The organism is Alloalcanivorax mobilis, from assembly GCF_002864685.1.
Taxonomy (GTDB): Bacteria; Pseudomonadota; Gammaproteobacteria; order Pseudomonadales; family Alcanivoracaceae; genus Alloalcanivorax; species Alloalcanivorax mobilis.
This window is the reverse complement of sequence record NZ_NMQZ01000007.1, coordinates 1-17,089: the sequence shown is the minus strand read 5'-3', so window position 1 is coordinate 17,089 and position 17,089 is coordinate 1. Positions and strand designations below refer to the sequence as shown.

Here is a 17,089-nt window from a genome sequence, read left to right as displayed (position 1 = left end):
GCGTCAAAGCAACCGACTGTCCTTACCAAACTGATTGCGCAAGAACTCCATCTGATCACCACGAATGCGATGGCTGTTAATCAGCGCCAGATACTCGGCCATGTTCGGCACATAGGGCAGCGCCATCAGGTCCATGTTGATCTCTTCCAGCAGGCGATTGCCCTTGTGCTGGTTACAGCGCCGGCAGGCGGCGACCACGTTCAGCCAGTGGTCCTTGCCGCCGCGTGAGGTGGGGCGAATGTGATCGCGGGTAAGCCTGGATTCGGGAAACGGTTTGCCGCAATACAGGCACAGGTGCTGATCGCGGCGGAACAGCGCGCGGTTGGTCAGCGGTGCAAGGGTACGGCGGCGCGGGCTGGCCAGGCCCTCACAGGCGATGATCGAATGCAACTGCAAGCGGGAGCGATCACCGGTAAAGCGGCTGATGCCACCCTGCAGGCGATAGATCACATCGCCCAGGGTCCAGGTGACCAGACCACGCGCGTAGAGCACCGCGGCGGCTTGCCAATCCAGCCATTCCACCGGTGTTCCGGCTTTATCCAATCGCAGAATGCGTTCGCTCATCGGCAACCTCGCGGTTTCCAATCTCCAACCCCGCCGTGACGGGGACATGACCTGTGCGTGACGATTCCGCGATGGGCGACATAAGGCGCGGCGGAGGTGTGCGCGCGGCGCGGGCCCTGATCTGTGATTAAACGACCGCGATCGGCTAATCACAAAACAGGCGGAAGGCGCGGCGCCCTCCGGATTTGAGCTGCTCAAATCATATACAGCGCGGGCTTCGCTTCGCAACCATTGGCCTTTTATCGGTCGGCCGTGGCACCGAAGGCCGGCAACCGGTAGCAAGCTTCGGCCAACACGCCGGTCAGGATTCGCGAATCACGTACACGCGGGCGGTAAATTCATCGCCCGCCTTGCTTTGTTCCTCGCGCGCCGGCCACGATGAGGTGTCGCCGAGAGCCGGCGCGGCGGCCCCCAGGGTCAATAACAGCGCGGTGATACGGATTATATACTGGGCCCGGCCAAGGCCACGGAGTGAGCATTGCACGGCTATTGCCCTCTTTGCCCCGTGAGCCCGGATCTCTCGAATAAATCTGACAAAGGCGTGCGCCATGCAGTTTGATTATGTGATCGTCGGCGCCGGCTCCGCCGGCTGCGTGCTGGCCAACCGGCTGACGGAAAACCCCAATACCCGGGTTTGTCTGATCGAAGCCGGGCCACCGGACAACAGTCTGTTCATCCGCGTGCCCGCCGGCATCATTCTTCTGATGCGTTCGAACTCGCGCAACTGGCGTTACTACACGGTACCGCAGAAGGCGCTCAACAATCGCCAGATCTATATCCCACGGGGCAAGACCCTGGGCGGCTCCTCGGCGGTGAACGCCATGTGTTACACGCGCGGCCACCCTTGGGATTACGACCACTGGGCGGAGCTGGGCAACGACGGCTGGGGCTACCAGGACGTGTTGCCGATCTTCAAGCGCTCGGAGCACTACGAGCCCGGCGAAAACGCCTTTCATGGCACCCACGGCCGCCTCAACGTGGCGGAGCTCCGGTTCCGTCATCCGGTCAGCGAGGGCTTCGTGCGCGCCGGGGTGCAGGCCGGCTATCCGGGCACCGACGATTTCAATAACGATGTGCAGGAGGGGGTCGGCCTGTACAAGGTGAACCAGAAAGACGGCGAGCGCTGCGGCGTGGCACGCGCCTATCTGCACCCGGCTCTGGAACGCCCCAATCTGACCATCATGACCGACACCCTGGCGCACCGGATACGCTTCCAAGGCAAGCGGGCCACCGGCGTGGAAGTGGAACACAAGGGCGAGCGACAAACCCTGGAAGCCGGTGAAGTACTGCTGTGTGGCGGCAGCATCAACTCGCCGCAGTTGCTCAAGCTGTCCGGGGTCGGCGCCGGCGCCGAGCTGGCCGGGCACGGCATCGATCAGGTCCACGAATTGCCCGGCGTGGGGGAAAACCTTCAGGATCATCCGGACGTGCTGGTGGTGCACCGCAACCTGAAGAAAGACACCCTGACCCTGTCGCCGTGGGAATTGCCCACCAACGGGCTGAAAGGCGTGTGGGATTTCTTCTACCGCCGCAACGGCCAGCTCACCTCCAACGTGGCGGAGGCCGGTGGCTTTATTAAATCCCGGCCGGAGGAGCCGATCCCGGATCTGCAGCTGCATCTGACCGCCGCCAAACTCGACAACCACGGGCTCAACTGGACCTTCAGCATTGGTCACGGTTATTCCGGGCATGTCTGCATTCTGCGGCCGAAAAGCCGGGGCAGCATCACCCTGCGCGACGCCAATCCGCGCTCGCCGGCTTTGATCGACCCCCGTTTCCTGGAGCATCCGGACGACATGGAAGGCATGGTGCGTGGCGTCAAGGCAATGCGCGGCATCATGGCCCAGGAAGCCCTGGCGCCCTGGCGCGGCACGGAGATCTTTCCCGGCGAACAGGTGCAAAGCGACGAGCAGATTCGCGGCTTTTTGCGCGAAAAATGCGACAACATCTACCACCCGGTGGGCACCTGCAAGATGGGCAACGATGACCAGGCGGTGGTGGACGCGGATCTGAAAGTGCATGGCCTGGAAGGGCTGCGCGTGGTGGACGCCTCGATCATGCCGACGCTGATCGGCGGCAACACCAACGCGCCCACGGTCATGATCGCGGAAAAAGCGGCGGACAAGATCCTCGGCCTGGCGCCATAACGCAACGCCCAACAGGACCCGGCCCGCATCAGGATCGCGGCGTCATGCCACTGTAACCTGCCCCTCCCACACTATCGCCCTGCAAAGGGGAGCGCAGTTGGGGAGGGGCAGGCATGAGCGGCGCGACATCACCACGTGCGCGATTGGTGGAACTGCTTTGGCAACTCAAGCAGAACTACGACCAGGCCGGTGGCGGCACACTCCGGTTTATTCATTTCAATACGCTGCTCAACGACTCCGAGTATCGCTCGGAGATCATCGAGCAGGCACTGGCCAGCGAACACGTTCATATTCGCGAGCTGGGCAAGCAATTAAAACAGGTCAATCAGCACGGCCGTTTGCTGCATAAAAGTCGCGACACCGGAGCCGCCGATCCGGCCCGTCCCACCGCCACACCGGACACACCCGCATCAGCCCGGCGGCGGTGGCCCTGGCTACTGGCGGCGGGTCTGGTGGTGGTGGCGGTGATCGGTGTGCGCTTCTCCGCGCCGTTGAATGGTTTGCTGGCCGGCCGGCAACTGGTCACCGGGCCACTCACCGGCGCGCACCATTGGGGAGCGGATCGCACCTGGGTTTTGGACGGCATCGTCTACGTTCAGGCATCGGGCACGCTGACCATCGAGCCCGGCACGCGCATTGAAGGTCGTCCCGGCTCCGCTCTTGTGATTACCCGGGGCGCCCGCCTGCACGCCGCCGGCACCGCCCAGGCGCCGGTGGTGTTCACCAGCGCCCAGCCGGTGGGCACGCGCGCCGCCGGTGACTGGGGCGGCCTGGTGCTGCTGGGTTCAGCGCCGGTGAATGTGGAAAACGCCCAGATCGAGGGCGTCGCGGACAACGACCCGAACGGGGCTTTCGGAGGCAACGACGCCAATGGAAGCTGCGGTGTGCTGGAATACGCGCGCATTGAGTTCGCCGGCTTTGAAGTGTACGCCGACAACGAACTCAACGGCCTGACCCTGGGCGCCTGTGGCAGCGGCACCATCGTCCGCCACGTGCAGGTGCACCGCTCCCTGGATGACGGCATCGAATTGTTCGGCGGCAGCGCCGACTTGCGCAATATTCTGATCAGCGGCGCCGGCGACGATTCCCTGGATTGGGACTGGGGCTGGCGAGGCCGGGTGCAGTTCCTGATCGCCCAGCAATACGCCGACAGTGGCGACAACGCCTTCGAAGCGGACAACAACGGCGACCGGCACGGCGCCGAACCGATGTCCGAACCGGTGATGTACAACGTCACCCTGGTCAGCCCACGCAGCCACGCCCGCCATCACCGAGCCATGACACTGCGCGAAGGCACCGGCGGCCATTTCCACAATCTGCTGATACAGGGTTTTTCCGGCGAGGCCATCGACCTGCGCGACCGGGCCACGGTCGCCAACCTGCGCAATGGCCGGTTAACCTTCCAGGGGCTGGCGATCAATGATATTGGCGCGCGTGGCGTCAGCTATTTCGAACCGGAACAGGGCGACGCCGACGATGACGGCGGGCTGGACGAAGCGCTCTTTTTCCAGACCGATGCCGGCGCGCGGTTCGGCGCCGACCCCCTGTTCGGCGGCGACATTACCAGCCAGAGCACCCCGGATTTCGCACCGGGCAACCGCGCCCTGTTTCTCAAACAGGACGCGGTCACGCCACCGCAGGATGAGTTCTGGGACGAGGCGGCGCTCTACCTGGGGGCGATCCGCCCAGGCGCCGCCGAAGACTGGAGCGACGGCTGGACCGCCTTTCCGCTCAACTGAAAGTGGACGTTGGCGGGCCGCCGGCCCGCCGGACACCCGCTCAAGCCGGCTAACGCACCACCACGAAGAACACGCCGCCGTTGCGATTCACGCGCAGCAGCAGGGCATCGTCCTTGTTCTTTACAGCAGCGCGCAGCGCCTCCATGTTGCCCACCGGCTCCCGGTTAACGTTGATGATCACGTCACCGCGCCGCAGGCCGGCGCGCCAGGCAGCGGAATTCTGCGTCACGTTTTCCACCAGCACGCCTTTGTCGGCGTGGTTCAGCTCACCGGGGCGCAGATCCCGCAGTTGCGCGCCATCCAGATGGGTGGACACGGCGGCGCCACCGGCCACGTCGGAACCGGACTCACTGATCACCGCGGTCACATCGCGGCGTTTGCTGTCGCGCAGCACCGACAATTCCACTTTTTCGCCCACCGGCGAAAGGCCGACTTTATTGCGCAGATCCGAGGCGCGGTTGACCGGCATGCCATCCACCGCCACCACCACATCGCCGGCCTTCAGGCCGGCTTCTTCAGCGGCGCTCTTGGGCAGAACATTGGTGATCACCACACCACGCTGCTTTTTCACATTGAAGGCATCCGCCAGTTCCGGGGTCAGATCCTGCACGGTCACGCCAAGCACGCCACGGCGCACCTCGCCGTGCTCGATCAGTTGCTGCATGACATTGGTGGCCATGTCGGTGGGGATGGCAAAGCCAATGCCCACATTGCCGCCGGCGGGGGCAATGATCGCGGTGTTGACGCCGACCAGCTCACCGCGCAGGTTGACCAGCGCGCCGCCGGAGTTGCCGGGGTTAATGGAGGCGTCGGTCTGAATAAAATTCTCGTAGCCTTCGATGCCCAGGCCGGTGCGTCCCAGCGCCGACACGATGCCCGACGTGACGGTCTGGCCAAGGCCGAACGGGTTGCCGATGGCGACCACGTAATCGCCGACTCGCAAACCGGACGAACTGGCGATCTTGATCTCGGTCAGGTCCTCGGCCTTGTCCAGTTTGAGCACGGCGATGTCCACTTCCTTGTCCACGCCAACCAGCTCGGCGGACAGTTCGCGCCCATCGGTCAGGGTGACTTTGATGCTGTCCGCGTTGTCGATCACATGGGCGTTGGTGAGCACGTAGCCATGCTCGGCATCGACGATCACCCCGGAGCCCGCCGCCATGGCGCGGCGGGTGGGTTGCTGTTGCTGGTCGGGCACATTGAAAAAACGGCGGAAGAAGGGATCTTCAAGCAACGGATTGCGGGCGGCGCGAACGGTGGTCTCGGTGGCGATATTGACCACCGCGGGGGAAGTTTTCTGCAACATCGGCGCCAGCGAGGGCATCGGTTCGCCAGTGGCGGTCTGCGACGGCAGCGCCGCTTGGGCCGAGCCCATCATCAGCATCAGCACGCAGGCCCAGACGACAACAACCGGTTGTTTTATAAGCGCATACAAGGGCGGTTCCTCCTGTATCACGAAAACGTGGGGTGCTGCTTCGACCGGGTTCACGGAGCAGGGTTCCGAAATTCAAACCAATGTGGTTTCGAACACCCGCACCCGGTTGAATTCGCCGGACTCGCCCAGATCCGGCCAGGTGGTGGCCGGCCATTCACCGAGCCGCCGGTACCCCGGGGGGCGCAAATCGGCGATGCGCGAGTCCGCCAGCAGCACCGGCTTCGCCGCTGTTCGGAAGCGATCCAGCAACGGCAGGTTGTCGCGATCATAGAGAATGTCGGCGGCGGTGATCAGGTCGCAGCCTGGCAAACAGGCTTCCAGATCATCGCTGAGCCTCACCGCCACGCCATTCAGTGCCGCGTTGGCGGCGCAGGCGGCCAGCGCATCCGCGTCCAGATCGCAGGCGGTTACCGACGCCGCGCCGGCCAGCGCGGCGGCAATCGCCACCACCCCGGAGCCGGGGCCCACGTCCAGCACGTGGCGGCCACGCACACGCCACGGTTCGGCCAGCAAACGGGCCGCCAGCACCTGCCCGGACGCCCAGCACAGAGCCCAATACGGCGGCGCCTCCATCAGCGCATTGGCGACGTCCTGGTCGAGCCGCTCATCGACCAGCTTATCCAGCAGCCACAGGCGCAACTCCGGCACCGCGGGCAACGGCGTCGCCAGCAGTCTGATCTTCGGTAGCAGCCGGTTAAGGCGCGCCTGCAACGCCGCCGGCGGCTGGAGGTCACTCATGCGGCCGCCCCTGATGGCGCAGAATCGCCTGGCTGAGCGCGAAATCGAAGGCCCCCGGGTCGGCGATCTCGCCGTGCTCATTGAGCGCCGGATAGGCGACGCCGAACCGTTCACAGTGGCGTGCCAGGCGCGGGTGGGCCCAGCGGAACAGCACCTGGCGGGAGTCTTTCACCGGCCACGCCGGCCGCTGGTACAGCCCGGCCCGGCGCCGCTGTTCGCAGGCTTCCGAAAGAATAATGGCGGCCGCCACGCTGACGTTGAACGAGGACACCATGCCCATCATCGGGATCATCACGTGCTGGTCCACGCCGCGCGCGGCGGCCTCGGTGACGCCGAACTTCTCGGTGCCCAACAGCAGCGCGGTGGGGCGGGTGAAATCGATCTCCCGATACGGTACCGCCTGATCGCCAAAGTGCGCGGCCAGCACCTGCATGCCCTGGGCTTGCGTTGCCTTGACCGCACACGGGCCGGTGTCGTGGTAATGCAGGTTGCTCCAGCGCTGCGAGCCCATCGAGCTTTCTATTGGGCTCTCAGCTATCGGGCTATCGGCTATCGGACTCTCGGTTATCGGGCTCTCGGCCACCGGGCTTTCCGGCTCCGGGTTCTCCATGGCGCGCCGCGCCGCGGGCCGGGCCCGGTTGTCGGGCAGCACCGCGTGCACGTCGAGCACCCCCACCGCGTCGCAGGTGCGCAGAATGGCGGCGATGTTGTGCGGCTTGTGCACGCCCTCCAGAATCACCGCCAGATCCGGCTGGCGGCGCTCCAGAGTGGCGCGCAGGCGCTGGTAGCGTTGCGGGGTCATCGGGCGGGCTCCTGGGAAACGCGGGCGCGGTGAAGACCGTTTATTCTAGCAGGCTGGCCAGGGCCGGGGCGCGATGGTTATGGCACAATTATCGCCGCCGTCGTCTTCGAGCGCCGGTTTTCATTGAGTGAAGGAGCCGCCATGAGCGCCAACGACAACGCCCAACGCGCCCTGCCCCTGGCCGGCGTGCGCGTGATCGAGCTGGGGCAACTGATCGCCGGCCCGTTCGCCGGTACGCTGCTGGCCTACTTTGGCGCCGACGTGATCAAGATCGAACCGCCCGGTGGCGACCCGATCCGCGGCTGGCGCAAGCTGGATCAAAGTGGCACCTCGTTCTGGTGGCGCAGCATTGGCCGCAACAAGCGCTCGATCACTCTGGATCTGAAAAACCAACGCGGGCGCGCGCTGGCGGCAAAACTGATCGACGGCGCCGACGTGGTGATCGAAAACTTTCGCCCCGGCACCCTGGAGAATTGGGGATTGGGGCCGGAGCGTTTCAAAAACAGCAATCCCGGGCTGGTGTTCACGCGCATCTCCGGCTACGGCCAGGACGGCCCTTACGCGCAAAAGCCGGGTTACGCCTCGGTGTGCGAAGGCATCGGCGGCCTGCGCTACGTCAACGGCGTGCCCGGCGAGCGGCCGGTGCGGCCGAACCTTTCGTTGGGCGACACGGTGGCCGGCCTTCATGCCGCCCTGGGTATCCTGCTGGCGCTGTTCGCGCGCCAGCAAAGCGGCAGCGGCCAGGTGGTGGACGTGGCGCTGTACGAATCGGTCTTCAATCTGCTCGAAGCGGTGATTCCCGAGTTCGACGGCGCCGGCCTGGTGCGTGAGCCCTCCGGCTCCACCGTAACCGGCATTGTGCCCACCAACACCTACCGCTGCGCGGACGGCAAGTTCGTGATCATCGGCGGCAACGGCGATTCCATCTTCAAGCGGCTGATGGAAACCGCCGGCCGCGCCGATCTCGCCACCGACCCACGCCTGGCCAGCAACGCCGGTCGGGTCGAGCACGAACAGGAAGTGGACACAGTGATCGATCGCTGGTGCCAAACCCTGCCCAGCGCGGAGGTGTTGGCGAAACTGGAAGCCAACCGGGTGCCCTGTGGCCCGATCTACAGCGCCGCGGACATGATCGCGGACCCGCATTTCCAGGCCCGCGGCCTGTTTCAACAAGTCGAGATCAACGGCAAGCCGCTGAAGATTCCCGCCCTTGCCCCGCGCTTGGCCGGCACCCCCGGCGGCACCCGCTGGCCCGGCGGCGAAGCCGGCAGCCACACCGAAGCGGTGCTCGCCGAATTGGGGCTCAGCGCGGACGAGGTGCGTGTATTGCGTGATGATGGCGTGGTGGGTTGATGGCGGCATTGGTTTGCGTTCAAGCGTAGGCGGTCGATCTTGGGGGTCTTGGAACGCTTGCCACCCAAACCATCCGGTGCCGGGCAACAGGGGCGTGCCATTCGACCAAAAGACGTCGCTGGCTGGGCGGAACGCCGCCCGGCCTCTCCTACAGGGCGGCGCTGTAGAGGGGTTTGTCTTTTTGTAGGAGCACGCCCCGCGCCGACACAATCAGAAACCGTTACCGCTGGCGCCTTGATTGTTCAACGCCTCCGCTGTTCGCGTTCCCACTGCGGCAAGCTGCTGACGCCAGTGGTCCACCAGCCGCTGCGCAGCGGCTCCACGAACACCGGGTCGACGCCTTCTTGTTCCAACTGGCACGCCCAACTTTCGTAATCGTACTCGACCCGGCGGATCACCACGTTGGCGTGGCCGTCGCGAATCTCCACCACCGCATAATGCACCGCCGGGTCGCCGTCGTGATCCGGTTTGCCGGTGACGCCACAGTTCAAGGCGACGCCGCTTGTCAGCTTGCGCACCCAGGGCAGGCCGGTGTGCGTGCAGGCCAGCCCCTGGCAGCCATACTGCTGCAGCCAATCATCAAGGCGGTGATCGTCGAGCTCGCTTTCGTAGAGGAATTCGTTGATTTGCTCGGGGCTGCCATGGCAGATCAGCCAGCGCTGGCCGGCTACGCTCAACAGGGCGCTCTCCGGTAACCGGGCCAGCCACAGACGCTGCTCGCCGGTCACCGTCCGCATCGCATACTGATGCGCCAGGCACCCCAGCCGTTCGTCTTCCGGGTCGCTGTAACCGCAGCCGCAATGGTCGGAGCCGGCGGCCACTTCCTGTTCGTGATTGCCGGCGATAATCACATCGAAATGTTCGCGAATGCGCGTCAGGGTTTCCTCGCTGTGCCCGCAACAGCCGGTGGCGTCGCCGAGAAACACCAGCGCTTCGCACCCTTGCAGATAGGCATCGGCGATGGCGGCGTCCAAAGCCGCCAGGTTGCCGTAGGCGCCGCCCATGAACGCCAGGGTGTGAACTTTTTCCAGTTGAAAGATCTGCATATCAGGACTCCGTTGTCCGCCCGGCGGCCGGCAGCATCACGCCCACCCGATTGCCCACCAGAAAGCCCAGGGTGCACAGGGCCACGCCGTATACGTTCAGGCCCAACGTGGTGGCGTAGCCGCCCTGACCCAGGGTCATCCAGCCCGGTTGCAACTGCCAGCCAAGAAAATCCTCCAGCAGTTTAATCAGCCCGAGCACCACGCCGGGCCAGAACGCGAAGTGGAAACTGAACGGATTGGCGTTGCGCATGCGCGCCAGAATAAAGATCGGCGCCAGGCCCATGACGGCGGTACCACTGATGGTGGTGGCGGCGATCACCGCCGGGCCAATGCCATCAATGTACAGGCTCAACAACGGCAGATTGCCCAGCAACGCCATGATCAGCATGGCACGCCGGCCGAGCCGCACCTGGCCGGTGTCCGGTGCGTCGAAGCGGGCCGGCCAGTCGCGGGCGGCGAATTTGGCGGTGCTGGAGAACGTGGAGTCCAGGGTGGAGCCGGCGCTGAGCATCATGATCACGTTAAAGATCAGCATCATGCCCAGCCCCAGCGAACGCGCCACCGCCACCATCGCCGACGGCTCCGAGCCCAGCCCGCCGCTGAGCGCGTACAAGCCCACCAGACTGAGCAGCAGGATCACCCCGCCACCGAGCAGGCCGGCGAGCACGAACGCGCGCAGCATGCGGCCGGGATCATTGATAAAGGCCCGGTCGGTGAGCACCGGATCGTGGAACGGATAGCTGAAGATCTGCACCAACGCCAGCGCCAGAAAGGTCAGGCCGCCGGCCTGCATCGCCGGGGTGACCTGCCCGGACGCCACCGTCGGCCAGCCGGACTCACGGAAGCCGGGGATCAGCACCATGCCCACCAGCACCGCCAGCACACCCAGTAGCAACATCTGGAAGCCGTCGGTGAGAATGCTTGAGCGCAGACCGCCGCGCCACGAGTAATACAGTGTCAAAGCGGTGAAACCCAAGGCCGCCGCCCAATACAAACCACTGCCTTCGGTGCCGAAAAACAACGCCGTGACCTTGGTATTGGACCACACCTCATTGAACAGACGGATCACGATCACCACCAGAAACGCCTTGGTGGCGGCGGCCCCATACCGGTGGGTGAGAAATTGCGTCAACGAGGTGTAGCCGCCGGCCGTGCGCAGGCCATAGATCACCACCCCGGCGACGATGAAACTGAGCCAGTAGGCAGCGTAGCCGGCGCCGCCCCAGAAGCCGTAGGCAGCGGACAGATCAATGGCGTTGTTGATGCTTTTCGCCATGATCCAGCTCACCGCGGCGCTCACCGCCAGCAACCAGATGCGCGGCGCCGCGCCATCCGCGGAGCTGGCGTCGAAGAACTGTCGCACCGACACCCGCCGGGGGGATATCCACAACACCACCAGGGCATACACGCCCAACGCCACCACCGACCAGTACAAGGGCAGGTTCTCCTTTGTGTTATTCGTTAACGATAGGATGCGCGAACCGGGCTGGCGTTACAGAAAGCATCGGGACGGCCTAGCCAGCCTAACGAACACCGCGTCATCGTAGCGCCACGATGACGGCCCTTCAGCCATGCCGCCGGCTTAGTTGGGCGTACAAATTATCAATGATGCGCGCCGCCAGGCGCCGCGCGCGGTCGGTCAGCGGCCCCTGGAAGTGGGCGTCCAGGGTGGCCGTGAAGTGCCCCAGCCAGCGCTCGTGATGCAGGCCGGTCAGCGGCTGGCGCTGATGCACCGCCCGGTGCCGGGCCATCATGTGACGCCGATATCCCGGCTCGCCCAGCAGCATCTTTTTCCAATACGCGGCGATCACCGGCAAATGCTGGTCCAGATCGATTCGCGCCACATCAACAAACACCGGCGCCAGCAACGGATCGGCCAGCAGCCGCGCATAGAACAACGCCACCATGCGTTCAATAGCGGCGCCGTTGTCCAGATCCGTGCCCGGCGGCGCGCCGTGGTCCTGTTCGGCAGTGGCGCCGGGATCGAAATGGCCGACCCGGTTCACCAGCGAATGCGGCCGGTAAGCATGTCCTTGAACATGACAAAATCGCCGGCCAGGCTGTACCAGGGGTGCTTGAAGGTGGCCGGCCGGTTGTGTTCAAAGAAGTAATGGCCGACCCAGGCGAACCCGTAACCCACCACCGGCAACAGCAGCAAGCCCCAGGGGTTACCGGTAATCAGCACGCCGGCAAGCACCGCGAACAGGCCCAGAGTGCCGACAAAATGCAGCCGCCGGCAGGTGGGATCGCCATGCTCCTGAAGATAGTAGGGGTAAAACTCCGCGAAGCTCTGGAACTCGGACTGTTTGATGGTATTCATCGCTGTCACCTCCTTTGGTGGCCCTGTCGATGTTCTTGTTATCACCCTGCCAGCCCGCGAACCACCTCTTTCCGCCGTGTCGCGGGGGTCATTCCAAGGCTGTCTGGAAGTTTGCGTGCGCTCCAGGGCCATTGTCCACGTCTGGTGACAATGGACAATGGCGGTTACCGAGACTACCGGACTGCTTGTATGGCCCTGGCTCCCCGGGTGCGGCGCTTGCTCAGCGCCGAGCGCACCCCCATCCCCCGCCACCTCAGCGACATCACCACCCTGGGCGACGAGTGCCCGGCACGGGACGCGGCGCTCAGCGAGCCCGGGGTCGAAGCGATCTGGCGTGCCACCAAGGCCCTGTACCGGGGCGGCATGAGCCCTGGCATCGGCCTGTGCCTGCGCCGCCGTGGCCAGGTGTTCCTGGACCGTGGCCTGGGCTACGCGGACCTCGAAAGCGGGCGCTTGCTGACTCCAAACACGCCGGTGTGCCTGTTCTCCGCGTCAAAATCCATCACCGCCATGCTGGTGCATCACCTGGTCGAGCAGGGCCTGGTCAACCTGGACGACCCGGTCACCCGGTATCTGCCGGCCTACGGCCAACAGGGCAAAGGCGACACCACGCTGCGTCATCTGCTCACCCATCGCGCCGGCATTCCACGCCCGGACCAGCCGGTGGAGCCGGACATTTTGTTTCGTCCACGGGAAATTCTTGATCTGCTGTGCGCGGCGCGGCCCACCGCCTTCGGCGCTCAGGCTTACCACGCCATTACCGCCGGCTTCGTGCTCGGCGCGGTGGTGGAAGCGGTCACCGGAGAATCTCTCAACGCCACCCTGGACCGGGTGATCCGCCAACCCATGGGCATGCGTTATTTCACCTACGGCGGCACCGGCCCGGAGCGCGCCCGGGACGTGGTCACCGGGATGCCGATGAAACTGGTGGATTTGTTTCTTAACCACGCGGTGGGCGGCACCCTGGACGCGGTGGTGCGCGTGACCAACGACGAGCGTTTCCAGAACGCCGTGATCCCCGCTGGCAACCTTTACGCCACCGCCGAGGAAGCCAGCCGTTTCTTTCAGATGTTGTTGAATGGTGGCGTCTGGAATGGCCAGCGTCTGTTTCGCGAGGAGACCGTGGCCCAGGCGCTGCAACCGGCGTCCCGGCGGCCACGCTTTGACCGCACCCTGATGTTGCCGCTGAATTTCTCCGCCGGGTTCATGCTCGGCAACCGCGGCATCAGCCTGTTCGGCCCGGCGGCGCCCCGGGCGTTTGGCCATCTGGGTTTCATCAGCATCTACTGCTGGGCGGACCCGCAGCGCAAACTCAGCGGCGCCCTGCTGACCACCGGCAAGGGCCTGATCGGCCCCCATCTGCCAGCGCTGCTCAGTTTGCAACACACCATCAACCGGGTGACCCGGCGCTGATGGGCGCGCGCCGCACACAACGAAGCCCGGGCAGCAGGCGCCGGGCTTGGTTGTGATCCGCCGTATTGCGCGGGGTTTCAGGCGCCGCTGAGGCCCTGTTGCTTAAGCAGCTTGCGCTCGGCGGAGAGCCCCTTGTAAAGGCTCACGCACATCACCAGCAGCACGATGGTGAACGGCAAACCGGTGGTCACGGCGCCGGCCTGCAGCGCGCTCAATGCTTGCTTGCCACCGCCGTACAGCAGGGCGCCGGCGATCAGACCTTCCATCACCGCCCAAAACACCCGCTGGGGCACCGGCGCGTCGAGCTTGCCACCGGCGGTGATCGAATCAATCACCAACGAGCCGGAATCCGAAGAGGTCACGAAGAACACCAACACCAGAATAATCGCCAGCAACGACGTGATTGCCGTCAGAGGCAGCTCGGCGAGCATCTGGAACAGGGCCAGGGATTCATCGGTGATGCCGCCGGCCAGTTCGCCCACGCCATTGGCCACCTGATCCAGGCCAGTGCCGCCAAAGGTGGCCATCCAGATAATGGTGATCACGGTGGGCACCAAGAGCACCGCGGTGAGAAATTCACGCACCGTCCGCCCCCGGGACACCCGGGCGATGAACATGCCGACAAACGGCGACCAGGAAATCCACCAGGCCCAGTAGAACACCGTCCAGCCGTGCAGGAAGTCAGTGTCTTCGCGGCCGAACCAGTTGCTCAAGGGCAGGATGTTGGCGGCATAATCCGCCGCCGTTTGTCCCATGCTGGTGAAAATCAGCAGGGTCGGCCCGGTGACCATCACGAACAGCAGCAGCAATACCGCCAGCCCCATGTTCAGGTTGCTGAGCAGTTTCACGCCGCCGTCCAGCCCGCGCACCACCGACATGGTGGCTACCGCCGTGACGCCCACGACGATGGCGATCTGCACGTTCAGTTCATTAGGCGTGCCAAACAAGAAGTGCAACCCCCCGGCGGCCTGGCGGGCGCCCAGACCCAACGATGTGGCCAGGCCAAAGATGGTCGCCAGCACCGCCAGGGTGTCGATCAGGTGCCCGGCCCAGCCCCAGCAACGCTCTCCGAGAATCGGGTAAAACGCGGAGCGCATGGTCAGCGGCATGTCCTTGTTGTAGGCGAAGAACGCCAGCGACAGTGCCACCACGCCATAGATCGCCCAAGGGTGAAGCCCCCAGTGGTACATCACCGCGCCCAGCGCCAGATCCTTGGCTTCGGGGGTGTTGGCGGCCACGTTCAGCGGTGAGCCGGCCCAGTCGGTGAAGTAGCCCACCGGTTCGGCCACGCTCCAGAACATCAGGCCGATGCCCATGCCGGCGGCGAACAGCATCGCGAACCACGACAGGGTGGAAAATTCCGGTTTGGCGTCGGCGCCGCCCAGCCGGATCTTACCCACCGGCAACACGATCAGCGCCAGACAAAACAGTACGAAAATATTGGCGCTGACCATGAACAGCCAGTCAAAATATTCAATCGCCCAATCCTTGGCGCCGTTCAGCGATTGCTGCGCGATGTCGGGAAAAATCAAGGTGCCAACCACGAACGCCACGATCAACAGCGCACTGATAAAGAACACCGGGTTGTGCAGATCCATACCCATAATGGTGACGTTGTCCTGCCCCACCTCGTAGTCGGTTTCGTATTCCACACTCATTGGGTAACCCTCATTGGATGCCCCTTATTGCAGGGCCCCATAGTCCGTTCCGCGCCGGCCCTCGCGGGCCGCGCCTGATTGGTTCGGTGGATACGGATCATTGCCATGGAACGCGCAACAAGGATGCGTATCCAGGCCGAACCCGGCCGGCGTCAGCGCCGGTCCTGTGATGGCGCCGGGGTTTGACCGGCGCGAAGAGAAGCAGGCCCGGCGAGCGCCGGGGCGGTCGGGCCCGCTGCCGGGCCCGCCCTCTGCTTATTCAGAAGTAGAAATCAAAGGCAACGTAAGCGGCTTTGAAATCGGAGTCGTAGACATCGCCGCTGGTGTCGATGTCGCCGTTGGACCAGAGGTATTCGAAGTAGATCCAGCCCGGGCCGTAGTTGTAGCGCACGCCCGGAGCGTAGTACTGGGCGTCGTCGGAATCGTTACCGCTGGTGTCGGTCATCGCCACGCCGGCGTCGATGTAATAGAACCAGCTGTTGTGGCGGTAGCCCAGCTCGCCCACATGGCGCTGGGTTTTCACCACCTCATCGACCGGCGCGGAGGCACTGGCGAGGAACGCGTCCATACCGCTGAAGTCACGGCGCGCATTGATGTAGCGGTACTTGGCCACGAACGGCCCGCTCTCGAACACATAGTGCAGGTCGTAGGCGTAATGGGTGCCGCTGTCGTCGCGGTCGGCGGGGTTGGCCTCGGCCAGATCCTGCATGCGGCCGTACTGATAGGAAGCGCCCACCGTGTGGCCTTCCATATAGGTCCAATCCAGGTTGACCACCCCGGTCTTGATCTTGCGGTAGGTGCTGCTGGAGCCCCAGTGGCCGTTGTCGTCCAAGGTGTCGGTGCTGTCCTCGCCCCAGTCGTCCTGGTGGTAATAGGCCACGTCATAATGAATATCACCGGCATCAGCGCTGTACTTCAAGCCGACGTCCATCTGGTCGCCGTAGCCACCCTGAACGCCATCGCCGGGCCAGAAGTTGACCGTCTTCCAACCAAACGGCACCTGGCTTTTACCCACTTTCAAGCTGCTGTTGTCGGTGACGTCGTAGCCGATCCAGGCCTTGTGCACCGCGAACGAGTCGCCGCTATTGTTGGTGCTGGGGTTGGTGAATGAACCCGTGCCGATGCGGGTTTCCGCGCTGAAATGCCAGGGGCCGTGGCTGCCGTCATCATCGGCGTACAGAATAAACGCCGGGTCAGCGAAGCTACCGCCGGTGTGATTATCCAGATCTTCGTTCAAACCGGGCGCGTCGAAGTCGGAATCGGTGATGTTCTGGTACACCCACCAGACACCGGCACTCAACTCGGCACCGGCGTGCGCACTAAGCGGCGAACATAAAGCGGCAACGGCGACAAAGCCCGCGCAAGGTGTCGCCAGAATTCGGGTTCTCATCCTTTTCTCCCCAGTCGTTCGTTCGACGAAAGCGTAAAGAATGAGCCAATAAAGTCAAATCACCGGATGCCGGTATCGCGCTGGTAAAAGACGCGAAATTGATGGTAACCACGGCATTTTCTCTGTGCCTTTCACCTTTTTTTGACGCGCGAATGATTCGTTTTCGCCGCTATGGCATGGCGCTTACGCACACACCTTCAGCGACGGTGACAACGATAAAAAAGGCGCTATCCAGAATATTCGCGGTTCGCGACGGTTTTCCGAAACGCTTCGCAGCGCATTGCCACGCAACGAAGCCAGGGGCGGGAAGCCGCCGACTTGACAAAGTGTCGATGGCACACAAATCAACCTGAAAATTTTGCAAAAGAGTTGAACTAAATGGCAGCGGGCTGATTTGTCACCGCGGAATCGCGGGGCGGGAATTGACTCAATGCCGATCCACTTCCCATCGCCGCTGACGCCCTGTTGGGCGTCCTACTTTCTT

Annotated in this window: 15 protein-coding genes; 4 read left to right on the top strand and 11 right to left on the bottom strand. The window is 64.0% G+C overall.

The window, feature by feature from the left end; all coding sequences use genetic code 11:
- Positions 1-3 precede the first annotated feature (3 nt).
- Positions 4-564: an HNH endonuclease gene (locus tag CGS25_RS05830; protein ID WP_101674898.1), complete on the bottom strand. Its 561-nt coding sequence runs from the start codon at positions 562-564 to the stop codon at positions 4-6.
- Between the two features lie 301 nt (positions 565-865).
- Complete coding sequence (locus CGS25_RS05825) at positions 866-1,048, bottom strand: hypothetical protein (protein ID WP_101674897.1); 183 nt, start codon at positions 1,046-1,048, stop codon at positions 866-868.
- A gap of 64 nt (positions 1,049-1,112) precedes the next feature.
- On the opposite strand from CGS25_RS05825, the gene CGS25_RS05820 reads away from it, so the two are divergent.
- Together CGS25_RS05820 and CGS25_RS05815 are read left to right on the top strand one after the other, a co-directional pair.
- Positions 1,113-2,711, top strand: a complete 1,599-nt coding sequence (locus tag CGS25_RS05820) for a GMC family oxidoreductase (RefSeq protein WP_089031491.1) — start codon at positions 1,113-1,115, stop codon at positions 2,709-2,711.
- Positions 2,712-2,824: 113 nt separating this feature from the next.
- The gene (locus tag CGS25_RS05815; RefSeq protein WP_089031490.1) at positions 2,825-4,450 is read left to right on the top strand and encodes a hypothetical protein; all 1,626 of its coding nucleotides are present in this window, start codon (positions 2,825-2,827) and stop codon (positions 4,448-4,450) included.
- Positions 4,451-4,499: 49 nt separating this feature from the next.
- Here the strand turns inward: CGS25_RS05815 and CGS25_RS05810 are convergent, their stop codons facing one another.
- The 3 genes from CGS25_RS05810 to CGS25_RS05800 all read right to left on the bottom strand — a co-directional run bounded on the left by CGS25_RS05810 (position 4,500) and on the right by CGS25_RS05800 (position 7,425).
- A complete protein-coding gene (locus CGS25_RS05810) occupies positions 4,500-5,834 on the bottom strand; it encodes a DegQ family serine endoprotease (protein WP_101674896.1) in 1,335 nt (444 codons plus the stop codon).
- Positions 5,835-5,957: 123 nt separating this feature from the next.
- Entirely contained in the window at positions 5,958-6,623 is a 666-nt protein-coding gene (locus CGS25_RS05805) for a 50S ribosomal protein L11 methyltransferase (RefSeq protein ID WP_101674895.1), read from the bottom strand.
- Entirely contained in the window at positions 6,616-7,425 is an 810-nt protein-coding gene (locus CGS25_RS05800) for a TrmH family RNA methyltransferase (protein ID WP_101674894.1), read from the bottom strand. The genes CGS25_RS05805 and CGS25_RS05800 overlap by 8 nt, the downstream gene beginning before the upstream one ends.
- Before the next feature lie 141 nt (positions 7,426-7,566).
- On the opposite strand from CGS25_RS05800, the gene CGS25_RS05795 reads away from it, so the two are divergent.
- The gene (locus tag CGS25_RS05795; protein WP_101674893.1) at positions 7,567-8,778 is read left to right on the top strand and encodes a CaiB/BaiF CoA transferase family protein; all 1,212 of its coding nucleotides are present in this window, start codon (positions 7,567-7,569) and stop codon (positions 8,776-8,778) included.
- 242 nt (positions 8,779-9,020) lie between these two features.
- On the opposite strand, the gene CGS25_RS05790 is transcribed toward CGS25_RS05795, so the two are convergent.
- From CGS25_RS05790 to CGS25_RS05775, 4 genes are all read right to left on the bottom strand, one after another.
- Positions 9,021-9,824, bottom strand: coding sequence for a metallophosphoesterase family protein (locus CGS25_RS05790; protein ID WP_089031485.1), 804 nt, complete (start codon positions 9,822-9,824; stop codon positions 9,021-9,023).
- Position 9,825: 1 nt separating this feature from the next.
- Complete coding sequence (locus CGS25_RS05785; protein ID WP_198588705.1) at positions 9,826-11,259, bottom strand: SLC5/6 family protein; 1,434 nt, start codon at positions 11,257-11,259, stop codon at positions 9,826-9,828.
- Positions 11,260-11,389: 130 nt separating this feature from the next.
- Positions 11,390-11,830: a group III truncated hemoglobin gene (locus tag CGS25_RS05780; protein WP_232802272.1), complete on the bottom strand. Its 441-nt coding sequence runs from the start codon at positions 11,828-11,830 to the stop codon at positions 11,390-11,392.
- Positions 11,827-12,144: a DUF962 domain-containing protein gene (locus CGS25_RS05775; RefSeq protein ID WP_089031483.1), complete on the bottom strand. Its 318-nt coding sequence runs from the start codon at positions 12,142-12,144 to the stop codon at positions 11,827-11,829. The genes CGS25_RS05780 and CGS25_RS05775 overlap by 4 nt, the downstream gene beginning before the upstream one ends.
- Before the next feature lie 189 nt (positions 12,145-12,333).
- Here CGS25_RS05775 and CGS25_RS05770 point away from each other — a divergent pair, with 189 nt between their 5' ends.
- Positions 12,334-13,557: a serine hydrolase domain-containing protein gene (locus tag CGS25_RS05770; protein WP_101674891.1), complete on the top strand. Its 1,224-nt coding sequence runs from the start codon at positions 12,334-12,336 to the stop codon at positions 13,555-13,557.
- Between the two features lie 77 nt (positions 13,558-13,634).
- Here the strand turns inward: CGS25_RS05770 and CGS25_RS05765 are convergent, their stop codons facing one another.
- Entirely contained in the window at positions 13,635-15,215 is a 1,581-nt protein-coding gene (locus CGS25_RS05765) for a BCCT family transporter (protein ID WP_101674890.1), read from the bottom strand.
- A 259-nt stretch (positions 15,216-15,474) separates the two neighbouring features.
- Complete coding sequence (locus tag CGS25_RS05760; RefSeq protein ID WP_101674889.1) at positions 15,475-16,605, bottom strand: hypothetical protein; 1,131 nt, start codon at positions 16,603-16,605, stop codon at positions 15,475-15,477.
- Between the last annotated feature and the right edge of the window lie 484 nt (positions 16,606-17,089).